Genomic DNA, 21,467 nt, shown 5'->3' on the forward strand with positions numbered 1-21,467 from the left:
ATGGATATTCTACTGGTGGATGGTTATAACATGATAGGTGCGTGGCCCGACCTAAGAAAGCTTAGAGATAATGATTTAGCGGGTGCTCGAGACCTGTTAATTGAAAAGATGGCAGAGTATCAAGCATATATGGGGTATCGTGTCATTATTGTCTTCGATGCTCATATGGTCGAAGGAATTGAAAAGAAGGCAAAAAATCATAAGGTTGACGTTGTATTTACACGAGAAAATGAAACAGCGGATGAGTACATTGAAAAGCTGGCTCAAGAGCTAAACAATGTAAAGACACAGATTCATGTTGCTACATCTGATTTTACGGAGCAGTGGGCAATCTTTGGACAAGGTGCGCTTAGAATTTCTGCTCGAGAATTGTACAACGAAATTGAGCAAATTGAGAAACATATTAATCTTGATGTGAAGTCTATTCAAAATCAAAAGCCAGCGGCACGCATTCAACTTTCCAATCAAGTAGCCGAAATTTTCGAAAAATGGCGCCGGGGACAGCGGTGAGGTTATTGACGGTACGGAATTAGCTACTGTATAATATTTCTATCTACTGTGCGGTCGGGGGGATCGATATGGGCGATACTTATGGGAGAAAACTGCATGCTCATTTCGAACAACAAGAGGATGAAACAGTTGTCGATCTTGTGCATAAAGGCGATATTGACGCATTAGAGTATTTGATTCATAAATACAAAAACTTTGTGCGAGCAAAGGCGCGGTCGTATTTTTTAATTGGGGCAGACCGTGAAGATATTGTACAAGAAGGTATGATAGGGTTATACAAGGCAATTAGAGATTTTAGAGAAGATAAGCTAACTTCGTTTAAAGCTTTTGCTGAACTTTGCATTACCAGGCAAATTATTACCGCTATTAAAACCGCAACAAGGCAAAAACATATTCCATTAAACTCTTATGTATCATTGGACAAGCCAATATATGATGAAGAGTCCGACCGAACCTTAATGGATGTTATTTCGGGGACAAAAGTAGCAAATCCAGAAGAGTTGCTCATTAATCGAGAGAAGTTTGATGATATTGAATTAAAGATGGCTGAACTGTTAAGTGATCTTGAGCGAAAAGTTCTCGTTCTTTATTTAGATGGTCAATCTTATCAAGAGATTTCAGAAGAGTTAAACCGCCACGTCAAATCCATCGATAATGCACTTCAGCGTGTGAAGAGGAAATTAGAGCGCTACCTCGAGATTCGTGAAATCACAATGTAGCCTTCTATCCTCATATTGACATGCTAAGAAAGTCTGTGATACTTTTTTATAGACATTATCACTCTATAGGTGGTTGACATTATGCGTAAAAAAGTTGTACTTGCGTGTGTGCAATGCGCTAGTCGTAACTATACGACTATGAAAAACACACAGCAAAACGAAGAGCGTTTAGAAATGAAGAAGTTTTGCAAAACGTGTAACGCACATACGATTCATCGTGAAACAAAGTAGATCAATAATCTGCACAGACTAATACCCCTTTTAATTTATTGGAGGTTACAAACATGAACCGTGTAGGAAATTTCTTGCGTGATGTTGGGCGTGAGATGAAGAAGGTAAGTTGGCCTAAAAAAAATGAGCTAACTCGTTATACAATTACTGTTATTTCTACAGTTGTATTTATGACACTCTTTTTTGTAGTAGTTGATTACGGAATTTCGTCACTTATTCGTTTAATCCCTTGAATAAATTGACTTAAATCATGGTATAATAAAGCTAAATTATGTTTTTTTCAGAAAAGCCCGGAGACGGGTTTTTTAATTTGCTTTAAGAATGATTGTGCTAGGAGTCAACTATTTTCCTAGTGCGTTGTCTGTGCAATAGATTAGGACATCTTATTTTATAGTGAGCTGGGAGGGAAGGACGTATAGTCCTCAGAAATGGAGAAAAATTGGTATGTAGTCCATACTTATTCTGGATATGAAAATAAAGTAAAAACAAATTTAGAAAAGCGCGTAGAAACAATGGGTATGCAAGATAAAATTTTCCGCGTTGTTGTTCCTGAAGAAGAAGAAAGAGAAATTAAGAACAACAAAGAAAAGATTACAAAGAAAAAAGTATTCCCAGGGTACGTGTTAGTTGAAATCATCATGACAGATGATTCATGGTATGTAGTTCGTAATACACCTGGCGTTACGGGCTTTGTAGGTTCAGCAGGTTCTGGATCAAAGCCAACTGCTCTTCTACCAGAAGAAGTAGAAATGATCTTAAAACAAATGGGCATGGACGAGCATCATGCTGACTTTGACTTTGAACTAAAAGAAACAGTATTGGTTCAAGAAGGTCCGTTTGCAAACTTCGAAGGTACCATTGAAGAAATCGATACAGATAAACGTAAAGTTAAGGTTCATGTCGATATGTTCGGAAGACAAACGCCAGTAGAGCTAGACTTTACACAAATTGAAAAAATATAATCTGTAAGACCTTGCAATTCATGAAGTTTAATGTTAATATTTCATAAGTCAGTATGTCTCAAAACTAGAGACTAAAACAACTATTTCTTTATTTTATATATAAAGAACATTGAGTGGGAGGGCATCGCCCTATTACCACATCACGGACTTAAGGAGGTGTGTCTCGTGGCTAAAAAAGTAATTAAACTTGTTAAGTTACAAATTCCTGCAGGTAAAGCAAATCCAGCGCCACCAGTTGGTCCTGCATTAGGTCAAGCCGGTGTTAACATCATGGGTTTCTGTAAGGAGTTTAACGCTCGCACAGCTGATCAAGCTGGTCTTATCATTCCTGTTGAAATCACGGTATTTGAAGACCGTTCATTTACATTTATTACGAAAACTCCACCTGCTGCTGTACTACTTAAGAAAGCGGCTGGTATTGAGTCTGGTTCTGGTGAACCAAACCGTAATAAAGTTGCAACAGTCAAGCGTGACAAAGTGCGTGAGATTGCTGAAACTAAAATGCCTGACTTAAACGCTGCTAGCGTTGAATCTGCAATGCGCATGGTAGAAGGTACAGCGCGCAGTATGGGAATCGTAGTTGAAGACTAATTCCATTTGATTGGGTGTTAGAAGGTTGCGAGAAATGGAAGTTTTCCTATGCTCGCAACCTTTATTAGTGGGAGGTTATTCCGTTAAAACCACATAAGGAGGAAACAAAAATGGCTAAAAAAGGTAAAAAGTACGTTGAAGCTGCTAAGCTTGTAGATCGTACACAAACTTATTCAGTACAAGAAGCGATTGAATTAGTAAAGAAAACAAACACAACTAAATTTGATGCAACTGTAGAAGTAGCATTCCGTTTAGGAGTTGACCCTAAGAAAGCTGACCAACAAATTCGTGGTGCAGTAGTACTACCAAACGGTACAGGTAAAACTCAACGTGTATTAGTATTCGCTAAAGGCGAAAAAGCTAAAGAAGCTGAAGCTGCAGGCGCTGACTACGTTGGCGATGCTGACTACATCAACAAAATCCAACAAGGTTGGTTCGAGTTCGATGTAATCGTAGCTACTCCAGACATGATGGGTGAAGTTGGTAAACTTGGTCGTGTATTAGGACCTAAAGGTTTAATGCCAAACCCTAAAACTGGTACAGTAACATTTGATGTTCAAAAAGCAGTTAACGAAATCAAAGCTGGTAAAGTAGAATACCGTGTTGATAAAGCTGGTAACATCCACGTACCAATCGGTAAAGTATCTTTCGAAGAGAGCAAGTTAGTTGAAAACTTCACTACAATCTTCGAAACTATGGTAAAAGCTAAGCCGGCAGCAGCAAAAGGCACATACATGAAGAACGTAGCTGTTACTTCAACAATGGGCCCTGGTATCAAAGTTGATACTGCTTCATTCTCTGCTTAATAAATTTGGAAATAAATCGGTGTTGACTTTTTGAAAGTCCCTGATTATAATAGATAATGTTGTTAAAAAGAATAACATTTGTACCGTAGACAGTAGGTGCTGCAAAGCTTAATTTCCTACCGAGGTGTGTGAGATAAATTAGTGAAACGTTATGGTTCGCTTACTACACCTCCATGTCTTTATTGTCATGGAGGTTTTTTATTGCACCTTGTCTGAGTGTACGGAAGGAAATCTACAGGAGGTGTAAAGATGAGCAACGTAATTGAACAAAAGAAACAAGTCGTAGACGAAATTGCTGAAAAACTTCAAGCGAGTAACTCAATAGTTGTCGTTGACTACCGTGGTTTGAATGTTGCTGAAGTTACTGAACTTCGTAAGCAATTACGTGAAGCAGGCATTGAGTTCAAAGTTTACAAAAACACTTTAACTCGCCGTGCTGTAGAAAAACTTGAACTAACAGATCTTAATGATGCGTTAGTAGGTCCAAATGCAATCGCATTTGGTGGAGAAGATGTTGTTGCTCCAGCTAAAATTTTAAACAACTTCGCTAAAGAACACGAAGCGTTAGAAATCAAAGCTGGTGTAATTGAAGGTAATGTTGCATCTGTTGAAGAAATTAAAGCACTTGCAGAACTACCATCTCGCGAAGGCTTACTTTCTATGTTGCTTAGCGTGCTTCAAGCTCCAATTCGCAACCTTGCTCTTGCTACAAAAGCTGTGGCAGATCAAAAAGAAGAACAAGGTGCATAATCTAGTCTGTTATATATAACACAATCACAAGGAGGAAATTAACAATGACTCAAGAACAAATCATTGAAGCAGTTAAAAATATGACTGTTTTAGAACTTAACGATTTAGTAAAAGCAATCGAAGAAGAATTTGGCGTAACTGCTGCTGCTCCTGTAGCTGTAGCTGGCGGTGCTGCTGGTGAAGCTGCTGCTGAGAAAACTGAATTTGACCTAGTACTTGAAAGTGCTGGCGGACAAAAAATCAAAGTTATCAAAGTAGTACGTGAAATCACTGGTCTTGGCTTAAAAGAAGCTAAAGAAATCGTTGATAACGCTCCAAAAGCTCTTAAAGAAGGTATTTCTAAAGAAGAAGCTGAAGAAGCAAAAGCTAAACTTGAAGAAGTTGGCGCTTCTGTAGAAGTTAAGTAATTATTGCTTAACAACTGATATAAAAAAGCTCGCTTGTACAAGCGAGCTTTTTTGCTTCTGTCATCCTTTTCATTTATAGTAAAGAAGAACATATTGATTAGGAGGTTCTATTTTGACAGAACATTATTTTTCTAATACACCATCGTCTGCAAGTAATGAAGAGCGCTTTTCATTTGAATTGAGAGGAACCTCTTTTTCATTTACGAGTGACAGCGGTGTTTTTTCAAAAAAAGAGATCGATTTTGGATCGCGCCTGTTAATTGAAACGTTTCAAATGCCTGAGAGTCCCGGCCCGCTTCTGGATGTTGGGTGCGGATATGGCCCGATTGGGTTGGCTCTTGCAAAAGAGGATAGCCAAAGAAACGTTCATATGGTCGATGTTAATGAACGTGCATTAGCACTAGCTCAAAAAAATGCTGAAGTTAATTCAGTATCAAATGTTTCAATCTATCAAAGCACTTGCTATGAAAATGTGAAGGAAACGAATTTTGCAGCTATTCTTAGTAATCCGCCGATCCGTGCGGGTAAAAAAGTTGTTCATGAAATTCTAGAAAAGTCATTAGATCACCTTGCTGACCAAGGAGAACTTTGGATTGTGATTCAGAAAAAGCAAGGAGCGCCATCTGCTCTTGCGAAATTAGAATCTCTATTTAATGAAGTAGAAGTAGTAGAAAAGAAAAAAGGGTATTATATCATATGTGCTAAAAAATGTTGACTAATATTTTTTAGTATGTTAGCATTATAAAATGCCAATATATAAATATTCCATATAAGCTCGGGTTATACATAAAATAAAAGGTATAATTTTGAATTATATGGGAAAAACTAATAAAATCAATAGTACGTTTTTATGAAATTGTGGTTTTCTATTTAAAGAGACCATTTTTCTTTTGTTCAATAATAAACATATGGTTTATTATATATTTTGAATAATAACGCTTGATTTGAGGGGTGAATCAGTTGACAGGTCAACTAGTTCAGTATGGACGCCACCGCCAACGCAGAAGTTATGCTCGTATTAGTGAAGTTTTAGAGTTACCGAACTTAATCGAGATTCAAACGGCTTCATACCAATGGTTTTTAGATGAAGGTTTACGAGAAATGTTCCAAGATATTTCTCCAATTGATGATTTTACAGGTAACTTATCACTAGAATTTATTGATTACAGCTTAGGTGAGCCAAAGTATTCAGTAGGAGAGTCTAAAGAACGTGATGTAACTTATGCAGCACCTCTTCGTGTTAAGGTGCGGTTAATTAATAAAGAAACAGGTGAAGTAAAAGACCAAGATGTGTTCATGGGAGATTTCCCATTGATGACCGAAACAGGTACCTTTGTAATTAATGGTGCTGAGCGTGTTATCGTATCACAGTTGGTTCGTTCACCAAGTGTTTACTATAGTGGAAAGCTTGATAAAAACGGTAAAAAAGGATATACAGCAACTGTTATCCCTAACCGTGGTGCATGGCTAGAATATGAAACTGATGCAAAAGATGTAGTATACGTGCGTATTGATCGTACTCGTAAACTGCCAGTAACAGTGCTGTTACGCGCGCTAGGTTTCGGTTCTGACCAAGAGATTATCGATTTAATCGGTGATAATGAATACATCCGTAATACGCTTGAAAAAGATAATACGGAAACAACGGAAAAAGCGCTATTAGAAATCTATGAGCGTTTACGTCCGGGTGAACCACCGACAGTTGAGAATGCGAAGTCTCTATTAGTATCTCGCTTCTTTGATCCAAAACGATATGACTTAGCGAACGTAGGTCGCTATAAAATTAATAAAAAGCTTCATATCAAACATCGCTTATTTAATCAAAAGCTAGCTGAAACATTAGTTGATCCTGAAACAGGTGAAATTATTGCAGAAAAAGGCGCAATGATTGATCGCCGTCTGCTAGATCGCTTGATTCCGATGCTTGAAGGTGGAGTAAACTTCAAAACTTATAGTCCGGTTGGTGGAGTAGTAGAAGACGATGTTACATTACAATCTATTAAGATTTATGCGCCAAATGATCCAGAAGGTGAAAAAGTCATCACTGTATCAGGCAACGCTTATGTAACAGAAGAAGTTAAAAATATCACACCTGCTGATATTTTAGCATCAATCAGTTACTTCTTTAACTTGCTTCATCAAGTAGGAGACACAGATGATATCGACCACTTAGGTAACCGTCGTCTGCGTTCTGTAGGTGAATTGTTACAAAACCAATTCCGTATCGGTTTATCTCGTATGGAACGTGTTGTTCGTGAAAGAATGTCAATTCAAGACACGAATACAATCACACCTCAACAATTAATTAATATTCGTCCAGTTATTGCGGCGATTAAAGAGTTCTTTGGAAGTTCTCAATTATCACAGTTCATGGATCAAACGAATCCATTAGGCGAATTGACGCACAAACGTCGTCTTTCAGCTCTAGGACCTGGTGGTTTAACGCGTGAACGCGCTGGTTTCGAAGTGCGTGACGTTCACTACTCCCACTATGGCCGTATGTGTCCGATTGAAACGCCAGAGGGTCCGAATATCGGGTTAATCAACTCACTTTCTTCTTATGCGAAAGTAAACAAATTCGGTTTCATCGAAACACCTTACCGTCGTATCGATCCTGAAACAGGTAAAGTGACAGAGCGAATTGACTACTTAACAGCTGATGAAGAAGATAACTATGTTGTAGCCCAAGCGAACGCTCGTCTAGGTGATGATGGTTCATTCTTAGATGAAAATGTCGTTGCACGTTTCCGTGGAGAAAACACGGTTATCCGTCGCGATCGTTTAGACTATATGGATGTATCACCAAAACAAGTTGTATCTGCCGCTACAGCATGTATCCCATTCTTAGAGAACGATGATTCTAACCGTGCATTAATGGGTGCGAACATGCAACGTCAAGCAGTACCTTTATTAAATCCTGAAGCACCAATCGTAGGTACAGGTATGGAATATGTATCTGGTAAAGACTCTGGTGCAGCCGTGATTTGTAAATACCCTGGCGTTGTAGAGCGCGTAGAAGCAAAACAAATTTTTGTTCGCCGCTATGAAGAAGTAGACGGACAAAAAGTTAAAGGTAACTTAGATCAATACAAATTATTAAAATTCGTTCGTTCTAACCAAGGTACTTGTTACAACCAGCGTCCAATTGTTTCAGTTGGCGACGAAGTAGTAAAAGGTGAGATCTTAGCCGACGGTCCTTCAATGGAAAAAGGTGAGCTTGCTTTAGGACGAAACGTAATGGTTGGTTTCATGACATGGGATGGTTACAACTATGAGGATGCCATCATCATGAGTGAACGCCTTGTGAAAGACGATGTATATACGTCTGTTCATATTGAAGAATATGAATCTGAGTCTCGTGATACGAAACTTGGACCTGAAGAAATTACGCGTGACATTCCAAACGTAGGTGAAGATGCGCTTCGCAACTTAGATGAGCGTGGAATCATCCGCATTGGTGCAGAAGTAAAAGATGGAGATCTTTTAGTTGGTAAAGTAACGCCAAAAGGTGTAACAGAACTAACAGCTGAAGAACGTCTTCTACACGCTATTTTCGGTGAAAAAGCGCGTGAAGTTCGTGATACTTCTCTTCGTGTACCGCACGGCGGCGGTGGAATTATCCTTGATGTTAAAGTCTTCAACCGTGAAGATGGCGACGAATTACCACCAGGTGTAAACCAATTAGTCCGTGTATACATTGTTCAGAAGCGTAAAATTTCTGAAGGTGACAAAATGGCCGGTCGTCACGGTAACAAAGGTGTAATTTCACGTATTTTACCGGAAGAAGATATGCCTTACCTACCAGACGGTACGCCAATTGACATCATGTTAAACCCATTAGGGGTACCATCTCGTATGAACATCGGTCAGGTGCTAGAGCTTCATTTAGGTATGGCTGCTCGTAAGCTTGGCATTCACGTTGCGTCTCCAGTATTTGATGGTGCGCGTGAGGAAGATGTTTGGGCAACAATCGAAGAAGCTGGCATGTCTCGTGATGCTAAAACAGTTCTATATGATGGTCGAACAGGTGAACCATTCGATAACCGTGTATCAGTAGGAATCATGTACATGATCAAACTTGCTCACATGGTAGACGATAAACTTCACGCTCGTTCTACTGGACCATACTCACTTGTTACACAACAACCACTTGGTGGTAAAGCGCAGTTCGGTGGACAGCGTTTTGGTGAGATGGAAGTATGGGCACTTGAAGCATACGGTGCTGCTTATACATTACAAGAGATCTTAACAGTGAAATCAGACGACGTAGTAGGTCGTGTGAAAACATACGAAGCAATTGTTAAAGGTGAAAACATTCCAGAACCTGGCATACCTGAATCGTTCAAAGTATTAATCAAAGAACTACAAAGTTTAGGTATGGATGTGAAGATGCTTTCTGCTGACGAGCAAGAAATTGATATCATGGACTCAGAAGAGGACCATGAGCAACCAACAGAATCAATTATTGCAGATAACGAAGAAAGCCTTTCTGAAGGACAAAAAGATCCTGTCACAAAAGAGTAAGGAATTACTTTCATATAAACGTTAAGGGAAAAAACCTGTAGATTAAAAGGGAGGTAGGCTCCTTGCTAGATGTAAATAACTTTGAGTATATGAAAATCGGTCTAGCTTCGCCAGATAAAATTCGTTCTTGGTCGTACGGTGAGGTAAAAAAACCTGAAACGATCAACTATCGTACGTTAAAACCTGAAAAAGACGGCTTATTCTGTGAGCGTATTTTTGGTCCACAAAAGGACTGGGAATGTCACTGCGGAAAATATAAGCGCGTTCGTTATAAAGGTGTTGTATGTGATCGTTGTGGCGTAGAAGTTACGCGCGCAAAAGTTCGTCGTGAACGCATGGGTCACATCGAACTAGCTGCACCTGTTTCACATATTTGGTACTTCAAAGGTATTCCTAGCCGCATGGGACTTGTCTTAGACATGTCCCCTCGTGCGCTAGAGGAAATCATTTATTTTGCTTCTTATGTAGTAACAGATGCTGGTGATACACCACTTGAAAAGAAACAGCTTTTATCAGAGAAAGAATACCGTGCGTATCGTGAGAAGTACGGACAAACTTTCCATGCAGCAATGGGTGCTGAAGCTGTTAAAAAATTATTGCATGACATCGATCTTGATAAAGAAGTAGATGCTTTGAAAGAAGAATTGAAAACTGCTCAAGGTCAACGTCGTACACGTGCTATTAAACGTTTAGAGGTACTAGAGGCTTTCCGTCATTCTGGTAACGAACCTTCTTGGATGATTTTAGACGTTCTACCGGTTATTCCGCCAGAACTTCGTCCAATGGTTCAATTAGATGGTGGACGCTTTGCTACGTCTGATCTAAATGATTTATATCGCCGTGTAATTAACCGTAACAACCGCTTAAAGCGTTTATTAGACCTTGGAGCTCCTAGCATTATCGTTCAAAACGAAAAGCGTATGCTTCAAGAAGCTGTAGATGCATTAATCGATAATGGTCGTCGTGGCCGTCCGGTAACAGGACCAGGTAACCGTCCATTAAAATCTCTTTCTCACATGTTAAAAGGTAAGCAAGGTCGCTTCCGTCAAAACTTATTAGGTAAACGTGTTGACTACTCTGGCCGTTCGGTAATCGTTGTAGGTCCGAACTTAAAGATGTATCAATGTGGTCTTCCAAAAGAAATGGCGTTAGAGCTTTTCAAACCTTTCGTAATGAAAGAGCTTGTTGAACGCGGTTTAGCTCATAACATCAAGAGTGCAAAACGTAAAATTGAACGTGTGCAACCTGAAGTATGGGACGTATTAGAATCGGTTATTAAAGAGCATCCAGTTCTTTTAAACCGTGCACCAACGCTACACAGACTAGGTATTCAAGCATTTGAGCCTACGCTTGTAGAAGGTCGCGCTATTCGTCTTCATCCGCTTGTATGTACAGCATATAACGCTGACTTTGACGGTGACCAAATGGCGGTTCACGTTCCATTATCTGCGGAAGCACAAGCAGAAGCACGTATCTTAATGCTTGCTGCTCAAAATATCTTGAACCCTAAAGATGGTAAACCAGTTGTTACACCTTCACAGGATATGGTATTAGGTAACTACTACTTAACGCTTGAGCGTGAAGAGGCAGTTGGAGAAGGCATGGTGTTCAAGGATACAAATGAAGCACTATTAGCGTACCAAAACGGTTATGTGCATCTTCATACACGTGTAGGTGTGTATGCAGGTTCTTTAAACAACGAAACGTTTACAGAAGCACAAAATCAACAGTTGCTTGTTACAACGGTTGGTAAATTAGTTTTCAACGAAATTTTACCAAAATCGTTCCCATACATTAACGAACCAACAAGAGAAAACTTAGAAGTGAAAACTCCTGAGAAGTACTTTGTTGAAAAAGGTGCAGATGTGAAGGAATTCATCAAGAATCAACCGGCTATCGCACCGTTTAAGAAAAAAATCTTAGGTAATATTATCGCTGAAGTATTTAAACGTTTCAAAATTACTGAGACTTCTAAAATGCTTGACCGTATGAAAGACCTAGGTTTCAAATATTCTACTAAAGCTGGTATTACAGTTGGTGTAGCTGATATCGTGGTTTTAGGAGAAAAAGAAGTTATCTTAACAGAAGCGCAAGCTAAAGTAGATAACGTACTAAAACAATTCCGTCGCGGTTTAATTACTGAAGATGAGCGTTATGAGCGTGTTATCTCTGTATGGAGTAGCGCGAAAGACGTTATCCAAGGTAAATTAATGGCGTCATTAGACAAACGCAACCCAATCTTCATGATGAGTGACTCTGGTGCCCGTGGTAACGCATCTAACTTCACTCAGCTTGCAGGTATGCGTGGACTAATGGCCAACCCGTCTGGTCGTATCATTGAGTTACCAATCAAATCTAGTTTCCGTGAAGGTTTAACAGTATTAGAGTACTTTATCTCTACCCATGGTGCACGTAAAGGTCTTGCCGATACGGCTCTTAAAACAGCTGACTCAGGTTACCTTACTCGTCGTCTGGTTGACGTGGCACAAGACGTTATCGTACGTGATGACGACTGTGGTACAGACCGCGGTATTCTGGCTGTTGCAATCAAAGAAGGAACAGAAGAAATTGAGAAACTTGATGAGCGTCTAATTGGACGTTATGCAAGAAAAACACTACTTCACCCAGGAACAAACGAAGTGTTAGTGAAAGAAAACGAACTAATTACAGAAGACCTAGCTGAAACAATTGTGGATGCTGGTGTTGAAGAAGTATGGATTCGTTCTGCATTCACATGTAACACTCGCCACGGTGTATGTAAAAAATGTTACGGTCGTAACCTTGCAACTGGTTCAGAAGTTGAAGTGGGTGAGGCAGTTGGTATCATCGCTGCTCAATCTATCGGTGAGCCAGGTACACAGTTAACGATGCGTACATTCCATACAGGTGGGGTTGCTGGAGACGATATCACTCAAGGTTTACCGCGTATCCAAGAGATCTTCGAAGCGCGTAACCCTAAAGGTCAAGCCGTTATTTCTGAAATTGAAGGTACAATTGCCGGCATTTCTGAAGGACGCGATCGTCAGCACGAAATTACTGTTCAAGGAGAGATTGAAACTCGTTCTTACACAGCTCCGTACAGTGCACGCCTGAAAGTTATTGAAGGACAGCGCATTGCACGTGGTCAAGAATTAACGGAAGGTTCAATTGATCCTAAAGAATTACTAAAAGTAAAAGACATCACGGCTGTACAAGAGTACTTGCTTCGTGAGGTGCAAAAAGTATACCGTATGCAAGGGGTAGAAATTGGAGATAAACACGTAGAGGTAATGGTTCGCCAAATGCTTCGTAAAGTGCGCGTAATGGATTCAGGAGATACAGATGTATTACCAGGTTCATTACTTGATATTCACCAATTCACTGATGCTAATGAAAAAGTATTACTTGAAGGCAATCGTCCAGCGACAGGCCGTCCTGTATTACTTGGTATTACAAAAGCATCTCTTGAAACTGATTCCTTCTTATCTGCTGCATCATTCCAAGAAACAACGCGTGTTCTTACAGATGCTGCAATCAAAGGAAAACGTGATGAGTTGCTTGGACTTAAAGAGAATGTTATCATTGGTAAGCTAGTTCCGGCTGGTACAGGTATGACGAGATATCGTAATGCTGAACCAATCAAAAACCAAGCTGAAGAAACGGTAACAATCGACTAATTATAAAATCATCACTCTAGAATGGATGTTTTTTAAAAAAACTACGAAACGTTAGTTGACATCCATTCTAGGGAATGATACTATATCAAAGGTGCTCCTATAAACTACCTGTTACTTTGGAGGATATGATAATGTCTTATGAAAAAGTATTACAGGCTGATCATATTATTGTAGGAACAAAGCAGACGGTGAAAGCATTAAAAAAAGGTACAGTAAAGGAAGTCATCATTGCTGAAGACGCTGATTTTTATGTCACATCCATTGTGGCAAAAACGGCACAGCAAGAAAACGTTCCGTATACGTATGTCCCTTCTATGCGAAAGCTTGGTCAAGCTTGTAGGATAGAAGTTAACGCTGCAACTGTTGCAATTATTAGTTAACACGTTTTTGAACTTTTAGTTTCAAAGACTTTGTTTTTTGCTAAAAAATGAACCACCTGGATGTGTGGTCTTACAAAAGGCGAAAGGAGGAAAAATTAAATGCCTACTATTAACCAATTAATCCGTAATGGTCGTGTGAGTAAAGGTAAAAAATCTGACTCACCTGCTTTAAACAGAGGTTACAACAGCTTCAAGAAAGCTCAAACTAACCAGTCTTCTCCACAAAAACGTGGTGTATGTACACGTGTGGGTACTATGACACCGAAGAAACCGAACTCGGCTCTTCGTAAATATGCTCGTGTACGTTTAACAAACGGTATCGAGGTAACAGCTTATATCCCAGGTATTGGTCACAACTTACAAGAACACAGCGTGGTACTTATCCGCGGTGGACGTGTAAAAGATTTACCAGGGGTACGTTACCATATCGTACGTGGTGCACTTGATACTGCTGGTGTGGATGGCCGTATGCAAGGTCGTTCTAAATATGGTACTAAGCGACCAAAAGCAGCTAAAAAATAATAGCTTAACAATTAATAGATAAACTTTTAAAAGTGAAAGGAGGAAGTAGAATGCCACGTAAGGGACCTGTTGCAAAAAGAGACGTATTACCAGATCCGATTTACAATTCTAAGCTTGTATCTCGCTTAATCAACAAAATGATGCTTGATGGAAAGCGCGGTAAGTCACAAGCTATTCTTTATAGAGCATTCGATTTAGTACAAGAGCGCAGTGGTAAAGAAGCTATGGAAGTATTCGACCAAGCTCTTAAAAACATCATGCCTGTACTAGAAGTTAGAGCACGCCGTGTAGGGGGTTCTAACTACCAAGTTCCTGTAGAAGTACGTCCAGAGCGTCGTACTACTTTAGGTCTTCGTTGGTTAGTAAACTATGCTCGTCTTCGTGGAGAAAAAACGATGGAAGAGCGTTTAGCTAACGAAATCCTTGACGCAGCTAACAACACTGGTGCTGCAGTTAAGAAACGTGAAGATACTCACAAAATGGCAGAAGCTAATAAAGCATTTGCTCATTACCGTTGGTAATCTTTTAACGAAACTTTTAAAAAAACAAATTATAATATGGAAGGAGAAATACCTAAGATGGCAAGAGAGTTCTCCTTAGAAAACACTCGTAATATTGGGATCATGGCTCACATTGATGCTGGTAAAACAACAACAACTGAGCGTGTTCTTTATTATACTGGCCGTATCCATAAAATTGGTGAAACTCATGAAGGAGCTTCACAAATGGACTGGATGGAGCAAGAGCAAGAACGTGGTATCACTATCACGTCTGCTGCGACAACTGCTTCTTGGAAAGGTCACCGCGTTAACATCATCGATACTCCTGGACACGTAGACTTCACTGTTGAAGTTGAGCGTTCATTACGTGTACTTGATGGCGCTGTGGCAGTTCTTGATGCTCAATCTGGTGTTGAGCCTCAAACAGAAACAGTATGGCGTCAGGCGACTACGTACGGTGTTCCCCGTGTCGTATTCGTTAACAAAATGGACAAAATTGGTGCTGACTTCTTGTACTCTGTAAAAACGATCCACGATCGTTTAGGTGCAAATGCTCACCCAATTCAGTTGCCAATCGGTGCTGAAGATGACTTCGAAGCAATCATTGACCTTGTGGAAATGAAAGCATACTTCTACGAAGATGACTTAGGTACTCGTTCAGAATCTCGTGAAATTCCTGAGGAATACAAAGAGCAAGCTGAAGAATACCGTGCAAGCCTAGTAGAAGCTGTTGCAGAACTTGACGAAGAATTAATGATGAAGTACTTAGACGAAGGCGAGCTTACAGTTGAAGAACTAAAAGCTGGTATCCGTAAAGGTACTTGTGACGTTGAATTCTACCCAGTTATCTGTGGTTCAGCATTCAAAAACAAAGGTGTACAATTAATGCTAGATGCAGTAATTGATTACCTACCATCTCCAGTTGATGTACCAGCAATCCAAGGTATCGTACCTGACACAGAAGAAGAAGTTACGCGTGAGTCTAGCGACAACGCTCCTTTCTCAGCATTAGCGTTCAAAGTTATGACGGACCCTTATGTTGGTAAATTAACGTTCTTCCGTGTGTACTCTGGTGTACTAAGCTCTGGTTCATACATCAAAAACTCTACAAAAGGTAAGCGTGAGCGTGTAGGTCGTATCCTACAAATGCATGCTAACTCTCGTGAAGAGATTTCTGAAGTATACGCTGGAGATATCGCGGCAGCTGTAGGATTAAAAGATACCTCTACTGGTGATACTCTATGTGACGAAAAGAGTCTTGTAATTCTTGAGTCTATGGAATTCCCAGAGCCAGTTATCTCTTTATCTGTTGAGCCAAAATCAAAAGCTGACCAAGATAAAATGACGACAGCTCTTCAAAAGTTACAAGAAGAAGATCCAACTTTCCGTGCGGAAACTAATACAGAGACTGGTCAAATCATCATCTCTGGTATGGGTGAGCTTCACCTTGATATCATCGTTGACCGTATGCGTCGCGAATTCAAAGTAGAAGCAAACGTTGGTGCTCCTCAAGTAGCTTACCGTGAAACTTTCCGCGCTGGTGCGAAAGTTGAAGGTAAATTCGCTCGTCAATCTGGTGGTCGTGGACAATTCGGTCACGTTTGGATTGAGTTCGAACCTAACGAAGAAGGAAAAGGCTTTGAATTTGAGAACAAAATCGTTGGTGGTGTAGTTCCACGTGAATACATCCCTGCAGTTCAAGCTGGTCTTGAAGATGCATTACAAAACGGTGTTCTTGCTGGTTATCCATTAATCGATATCAAAGCTGCTTTAGTTGATGGATCTTACCATGACGTTGACTCAAGTGAGATGGCGTTTAAAATTGCCGCTTCTATGGCTCTTAAAAACGCAGTATCAAAATGTAACCCAGCTATCCTTGAACCAATGATGAAGGTTGAAGTTGTTATCCCTGACGAATACTTAGGAGATATCATGGGTGACGTTACGTCTCGTCGTGGACGTGTAGAAGGTATGGAAGCACGCGGTAACGCTCAAGTTGTACGTGCATTCGTTCCACTTTCTGAAATGTTTGGTTATGCAACTGCATTACGTTCAAACACTCAAGGTCGCGGAACATATTCTATGCACTTCGATCACTACGAAGAAGTTCCTAAATCAATTTCAGAAGAAATTATTAAAAAAAATAAAGGTGAATAATTGATTTTCACTCTTTATTGAAGTATAACTACTTATGTACGCTGTGAAAGTGGAGCTCATTCCCTTTCACGGCCTCATAAACCATAAACTACATGAATTTTAAGGAGGATTTTCGAATGGCTAAGGAAAAATTCGACCGTTCAAAAACACATGCCAATATCGGTACAATTGGTCACGTTGACCATGGTAAAACAACTTTAACAGCTGCTATCACTACTGTTCTTGCTAAGAAAAGTGGTAAAGGTGCAGCAATGGCTTACGACATGATCGACGCTGCTCCAGAAGAGCGCGAGCGTGGAATCACAATCTCAACTGCACACGTTGAGTATGAAACTGACACTCGTCACTATGCACACGTTGACTGCCCAGGACATGCTGACTATGTTAAAAACATGATCACTGGTGCTGCTCAAATGGATGGCGGTATCTTAGTAGTATCTGCTGCTGATGGTCCAATGCCACAAACTCGTGAGCACATCCTTCTTTCTCGTCAAGTAGGTGTACCTTACCTAGTTGTATTCTTAAACAAATGTGACATGGTAGACGACGAAGAGCTACTTGAATTAGTAGAAATGGAAGTACGTGACCTTCTTTCTGAATACGACTTCCCTGGTGACGATGTACCAGTAATCAAAGGTTCTGCTCTTAAAGCTCTTGAAGGCGAAGCTGATTGGGAAGCTAAAATCATCGAGCTTATGGACGCTGTTGATGAGTACATCCCAACTCCAGAACGTGACACTGAAAAACCATTCATGATGCCAGTTGAGGACGTATTCTCAATCACTGGTCGTGGTACAGTTGCTACAGGTCGTGTAGAGCGTGGACAAGTTAAAGTTGGTGACGTTATCGACATCATCGGTTTAACTGAAGAGCCAAAATCTACTACTGTAACAGGTGTAGAAATGTTCCGTAAGCTTCTTGACTATGCTGAAGCTGGCGACAACATCGGTGCTTTACTTCGTGGTGTAGCACGTGAAGAAATCCAACGTGGACAAGTATTAGCTAAACCAGGCTCAATCACTCCACACACTAAATTTACTGCTGAAGTATACGTTCTTTCTAAAGACGAAGGTGGACGTCACACTCCATTCTTCACAAACTACCGTCCACAGTTCTACTTCCGTACAACTGATGTAACTGGTATTTGTAACTTACCTGAAGGCGTAGAAATGGTAATGCCTGGCGATAACATCGAAATGACTGTTGAACTTATCGCTCCAATCGCGATTGAAGAAGGTACTAAATTCTCAATCCGTGAAGGTGGACGTACAGTAGGCGCTGGCGTTGTAGCTAAAATCAGCGAGTAATTTCTCGTTTCAGTAAAGGGAGTAGGGTAACCTACTCCTTTTTTATTTGGTGATAAAAGGTAAAGATAGTTTTTACTATTACACTTGCAAAATGATCTCCTTTTATATATAATGAAAAAAGTGTGCGACACATAAAAAAGTTTTTTAACTTTATTGTTGCAATATGAACCCATTTTTAGTATAATAAAAATGTTGGTCTTTGACTGCGATGATGCGGAAGGTTGCCGACACACCCGGCCGCTTTGCCATGGCGAGTGTGGGGAAATTTCCGCGGAGAATGTCTATTGTAAAATAGGCGAAAAAGGAGGGAAAATAATGGCAAAAGAAAAAATTCGCATTCGTTTAAAAGCATATGATCACAGAATTCTTGATCAATCTGCTGAGAAAATCGTAGAAACTGCAAAACGTTCTGGTGCGGCTGTATCTGGTCCGATTCCATTACCGACTGAAAAATCAATTTATACAATTCTACGTGCAGTACACAAATATAAAGATTCTCGTGAGCAGTTCGAAATGCGCACGCATAAACGCTTAATTGATATCGTGAATCCAACACCACAAACTGTTGATTCATTAATGCGTTTAGACTTACCATCTGGTGTAGATATCGAAATTAAACTTTAATTTAAAATAAAGAATGAAAAGATACTTAGGAGGTGTGACTAATGGCCAAAGGAATCTTAGGAAGAAAGATCGGTATGACTCAAGTATTTGCTGAAAATGGTGACTTGATCCCAGTAACAGTAATTGAAGCTTCTGCTAACGTAGTTCTTCAAGTTAAAAACGCTGAGACAGACGGTTACGAAGCAATCCAATTAGGTTTCGAAGATATCCGTGAAAAACTATCTAACAAACCTGCAAAAGGACATGCTACTAAAGCTAATACTGCTCCTAAGCGCTTCATCCGTGAGTTACGCGGTGTGGACGCTTCAGCATATGAAGTTGGTCAAGAAGTCAAGGTTGATATTTTCGCAGAAGGCGATGTAATTGATGTAACAGGAATCTCAAAAGGTAAAGGTTTCCAAGGTGCTATTAAACGCCACGGACAATCTCGCGGACCTATGTCTCATGGTTCTCGCTACCACCGTCGCCCAGGTTCAATGGGTCCTGTAGCTCCAAACCGCGTATTTAAAGGTAAATTATTACCAGGACGCATGGGTGGAGAGCGCATCACTGTGCAAAACTTATCAATCGTTAAAGTTGACGCAGAACGCAATCTTTTATTAGTAAAAGGTAACGTGCCAGGAGCTAGAAAATCTCTAGTTACTGTTAAATCTGCAGTTAAATCTAAATAATAATTCTTCGAGAAAGGAGGAATAACCAATGCCAAAAGTAGCATTGTTTAACCAAAACGGTGAAAACGTTGGAGAGATCGAACTTCAAGATGCCGTTTTCGGTATCGAACCAAACAACAAAGTACTTTTCGACGCGATCGTAATGCAACGCGCATCTCAACGTCAAGGTACTTCTAAAGTTAAAAATCGTTCTGAAGTAAGAGGCGGTGGCCGTAAGCCATGGCGTCAAAAAGGTACTGGTCGTGCTCGTCAAGGATCTATCCGTTCTCCACAATGGCGTGGTGGTGGCGTAGTATTTGGTCCAGTTCCAAGAAGCTATAGCTACAAATTACCTAAAAAAGTTCGTCGTTTAGCAATTAAGTCTGCATTATCAACTAAAGCTCAAGATAACAGCATCGTTGTTCTTGAAGCTCTTTCTTTTGACGCTCCAAAAACAAAAGAAATGGTAGCAGTTCTTAAAAACCTAACAGTAGAACGCAAAGCATTAGTAGTAACTGCTGATCTTAACGAAAATGTTGCACTTTCAGCACGTAATATTCCTGGTGTAACAGTTGTTGCAGCTAATGGTTTAAGCGTATTAGACGTTATGAACCATGATAAGCTTGTAATCACTAAAGACGCAGTTGAAAAAGTAGAGGAGGTGCTTGCATAATGAAAGATCCTCGTGATATTATTAAGCGCCCCGTAATTACAGAACGTTCAACAGACTTAATGGCTGAGAAAAAATATACGTTTGATGTTGATGTAAAAGCTAATAAAACTGAGGTTAAAGATGCTATCGAAAAAATCTTTGACGTAAAAGTTGAAAAAGTAAACATCATGAACTACAAAGGTAAATTCAAGCGTGTAGGTCGCTACAGTGGTCTTACTAACCGTCGTCGTAAAGCGGTAGTAACACTAACTCAAGAGAGCAACGAAATCGAATTCTTCGAAGCTTAAGATTACTAGAGAAGGAGGGAAATTGAGATGGCGATTAAAAAGTATAAACCAACCTCAAATGGTCGTCGTGGTATGTCAGTTTCTGATTTCGCTGAAATTACTACTGACAAACCAGAAAAATCGTTACTTGCACCTGTCAAGAGAAAAGGTGGTCGTAACAACCAAGGTAAATTGACTGTTCGTCACCAAGGTGGTGGGCACAAGCGTCAATACCGTATCATCGATTTTAAACGCGATAAAGATGGAATACCTGGACGCGTTGCTACAATCGAATATGATCCAAACCGTTCAGCTAACATCGCATTAATTCATTATGCTGATGGTGAAAAACGTTACATCCTTGCTCCTAAAAACCTAAAAGTAGGTTTAGAAGTTATGTCAGGTCCTGAAGCTGACATTAAAGTAGGTAACGCGCTTCCTTTAGCTAACATCCCTGTTGGTACAGTAGTACACAACATCGAATTGAAACCTGGTAAAGGTGGACAATTAGTTCGTTCTGCAGGTACATCTGCTCAAGTACTTGGTAAAGAAGGTAAATACGTATTAGTACGTTTAACTTCTGGTGAAGTACGCATGATCCTTGCAACTTGTCGTGCAACTGTAGGTCAAGTTGGTAACGAACAACACGAGTTAATCAACATCGGTAAAGCCGGTCGTTCTCGTTGGTTAGGTATTCGTCCAACTGTACGTGGTTCTGTAATGAACCCTAACGATCACCCACACGGTGGTGGTGAAGGACGTTCTCCAATCGGACGTAAGTCTCCAATGAGTCCATGGGGTAAACCAACACTTGGTTACAAAACTCGTAAGAAGAAAAACAAATCCGATAAATTTATCGTTCGTCGTCGTAAAAAATAACGGGATTGAGCTACGGTTCAAACGAACCGTAGGACAATCACGAAGGGAGGTTCATTTATGGGTCGCAGCTTAAAGAAAGGACCTTTTGTAGATGACCATTTAATCAACAAAATTGAGAAGTTAAACGAAACTGACAGCAAGCAAGTAGTAAAAACTTGGTCTCGTCGTTCAACTATCTTCCCTCAGTTCATTGGTCATACAATTGCTGTATATGACGGTCGTAAACATGTACCAGTTTATGTTACTGAAGACATGGTAGGTCACAAACTTGGTGAATTCGCACCATCTCGTACTTACAAAGGTCACGCAAGTGATGATAAGAAAACAAGACGCTAATATGAGAGGAGGCTTTT

At 40.1% G+C, this 21,467-nt stretch carries 23 protein-coding genes and 1 other annotated feature; all 23 genes read left to right on the forward strand.

What is annotated here, in order from left to right:
* The 23 genes from WKH56_RS32670 (at position 1) to rpsS (ending at position 21,450) form a co-directional block, all read left to right on the forward strand.
* Positions 1-510, forward strand: coding sequence for an NYN domain-containing protein (locus WKH56_RS32670; protein WP_013081364.1), 510 nt, complete (start codon positions 1-3; stop codon positions 508-510).
* A gap of 68 nt (positions 511-578) precedes the next feature.
* Complete coding sequence (sigH, locus tag WKH56_RS32675; RefSeq protein WP_028412660.1) at positions 579-1,229, forward strand: RNA polymerase sporulation sigma factor SigH; 651 nt, start codon at positions 579-581, stop codon at positions 1,227-1,229.
* Between the two features lie 81 nt (positions 1,230-1,310).
* Positions 1,311-1,460: a 50S ribosomal protein L33 gene (gene rpmG / locus WKH56_RS32680; protein ID WP_013081365.1), complete on the forward strand. Its 150-nt coding sequence runs from the start codon at positions 1,311-1,313 to the stop codon at positions 1,458-1,460.
* A 53-nt stretch (positions 1,461-1,513) separates the two neighbouring features.
* Entirely contained in the window at positions 1,514-1,693 is a 180-nt protein-coding gene (gene secE / locus WKH56_RS32685) for a preprotein translocase subunit SecE (RefSeq protein WP_013054912.1), read from the forward strand.
* Positions 1,694-1,888: 195 nt separating this feature from the next.
* Entirely contained in the window at positions 1,889-2,422 is a 534-nt protein-coding gene (gene nusG / locus WKH56_RS32690; RefSeq protein ID WP_048022297.1) for a transcription termination/antitermination protein NusG, read from the forward strand.
* A gap of 165 nt (positions 2,423-2,587) precedes the next feature.
* Positions 2,588-3,013, forward strand: a complete 426-nt coding sequence (gene rplK, locus WKH56_RS32695; RefSeq protein WP_013054914.1) for a 50S ribosomal protein L11 — start codon at positions 2,588-2,590, stop codon at positions 3,011-3,013.
* A gap of 110 nt (positions 3,014-3,123) precedes the next feature.
* Positions 3,124-3,819, forward strand: a complete 696-nt coding sequence (gene rplA / locus WKH56_RS32700; RefSeq protein WP_013054915.1) for a 50S ribosomal protein L1 — start codon at positions 3,124-3,126, stop codon at positions 3,817-3,819.
* Between the two features lie 65 nt (positions 3,820-3,884).
* Positions 3,885-4,028, forward strand: a sequence feature (ribosomal protein L10 leader region).
* 40 nt (positions 4,029-4,068) lie between these two features.
* Positions 4,069-4,569, forward strand: a complete 501-nt coding sequence (gene rplJ / locus WKH56_RS32705) for a 50S ribosomal protein L10 (RefSeq protein WP_013054916.1) — start codon at positions 4,069-4,071, stop codon at positions 4,567-4,569.
* Between the two features lie 44 nt (positions 4,570-4,613).
* A complete protein-coding gene (gene rplL, locus WKH56_RS32710; RefSeq protein ID WP_013054917.1) occupies positions 4,614-4,976 on the forward strand; it encodes a 50S ribosomal protein L7/L12 in 363 nt (120 codons plus the stop codon).
* 112 nt (positions 4,977-5,088) lie between these two features.
* Positions 5,089-5,691, forward strand: a complete 603-nt coding sequence (locus WKH56_RS32715) for a class I SAM-dependent methyltransferase (RefSeq protein ID WP_221831908.1) — start codon at positions 5,089-5,091, stop codon at positions 5,689-5,691.
* A 245-nt stretch (positions 5,692-5,936) separates the two neighbouring features.
* The gene (rpoB, locus tag WKH56_RS32720) at positions 5,937-9,500 is read left to right on the forward strand and encodes a DNA-directed RNA polymerase subunit beta (protein WP_028412662.1); all 3,564 of its coding nucleotides are present in this window, start codon (positions 5,937-5,939) and stop codon (positions 9,498-9,500) included.
* A gap of 62 nt (positions 9,501-9,562) precedes the next feature.
* Positions 9,563-13,156 (forward strand): DNA-directed RNA polymerase subunit beta', encoded by a 3,594-nt coding sequence (gene rpoC / locus WKH56_RS32725; RefSeq protein WP_013081369.1) that lies wholly within the window; start codon positions 9,563-9,565, stop codon positions 13,154-13,156.
* Between the two features lie 131 nt (positions 13,157-13,287).
* Complete coding sequence (locus tag WKH56_RS32730; protein ID WP_013054921.1) at positions 13,288-13,536, forward strand: 50S ribosomal protein L7ae-like protein; 249 nt, start codon at positions 13,288-13,290, stop codon at positions 13,534-13,536.
* Between the two features lie 99 nt (positions 13,537-13,635).
* Positions 13,636-14,058 carry a 30S ribosomal protein S12 gene (gene rpsL, locus WKH56_RS32735; RefSeq protein WP_013054922.1) on the forward strand — a complete coding sequence of 141 codons (423 nt, stop codon included), beginning with the start codon at positions 13,636-13,638 and terminating at the stop codon, positions 14,056-14,058.
* Positions 14,059-14,108: 50 nt separating this feature from the next.
* A complete protein-coding gene (gene rpsG, locus WKH56_RS32740) occupies positions 14,109-14,579 on the forward strand; it encodes a 30S ribosomal protein S7 (protein ID WP_013054923.1) in 471 nt (156 codons plus the stop codon).
* A gap of 57 nt (positions 14,580-14,636) precedes the next feature.
* A complete protein-coding gene (fusA, locus tag WKH56_RS32745) occupies positions 14,637-16,715 on the forward strand; it encodes an elongation factor G (RefSeq protein ID WP_028412663.1) in 2,079 nt (692 codons plus the stop codon).
* Positions 16,716-16,831: 116 nt separating this feature from the next.
* Positions 16,832-18,022, forward strand: coding sequence for an elongation factor Tu (gene tuf / locus WKH56_RS32750; RefSeq protein ID WP_013081371.1), 1,191 nt, complete (start codon positions 16,832-16,834; stop codon positions 18,020-18,022).
* 315 nt (positions 18,023-18,337) lie between these two features.
* Positions 18,338-18,646 (forward strand): 30S ribosomal protein S10, encoded by a 309-nt coding sequence (gene rpsJ, locus WKH56_RS32755; protein ID WP_013054926.1) that lies wholly within the window; start codon positions 18,338-18,340, stop codon positions 18,644-18,646.
* Between the two features lie 41 nt (positions 18,647-18,687).
* Positions 18,688-19,317 carry a 50S ribosomal protein L3 gene (gene rplC / locus WKH56_RS32760; protein ID WP_013054927.1) on the forward strand — a complete coding sequence of 210 codons (630 nt, stop codon included), beginning with the start codon at positions 18,688-18,690 and terminating at the stop codon, positions 19,315-19,317.
* 28 nt (positions 19,318-19,345) lie between these two features.
* Entirely contained in the window at positions 19,346-19,969 is a 624-nt protein-coding gene (gene rplD / locus WKH56_RS32765; protein ID WP_013081372.1) for a 50S ribosomal protein L4, read from the forward strand.
* Complete coding sequence (gene rplW, locus WKH56_RS32770) at positions 19,969-20,256, forward strand: 50S ribosomal protein L23 (RefSeq protein ID WP_028412664.1); 288 nt, start codon at positions 19,969-19,971, stop codon at positions 20,254-20,256. Before rplD ends, rplW begins: the two co-directional genes overlap by 1 nt.
* A gap of 27 nt (positions 20,257-20,283) precedes the next feature.
* Positions 20,284-21,114, forward strand: a complete 831-nt coding sequence (gene rplB, locus WKH56_RS32775; RefSeq protein WP_013081374.1) for a 50S ribosomal protein L2 — start codon at positions 20,284-20,286, stop codon at positions 21,112-21,114.
* 57 nt (positions 21,115-21,171) lie between these two features.
* Positions 21,172-21,450: a 30S ribosomal protein S19 gene (rpsS, locus tag WKH56_RS32780; RefSeq protein WP_013054931.1), complete on the forward strand. Its 279-nt coding sequence runs from the start codon at positions 21,172-21,174 to the stop codon at positions 21,448-21,450.
* The last annotated feature ends 17 nt before the right edge of the window (positions 21,451-21,467 follow it).

It is taken from the genome of Priestia sp. SB1 (assembly GCF_038898415.1).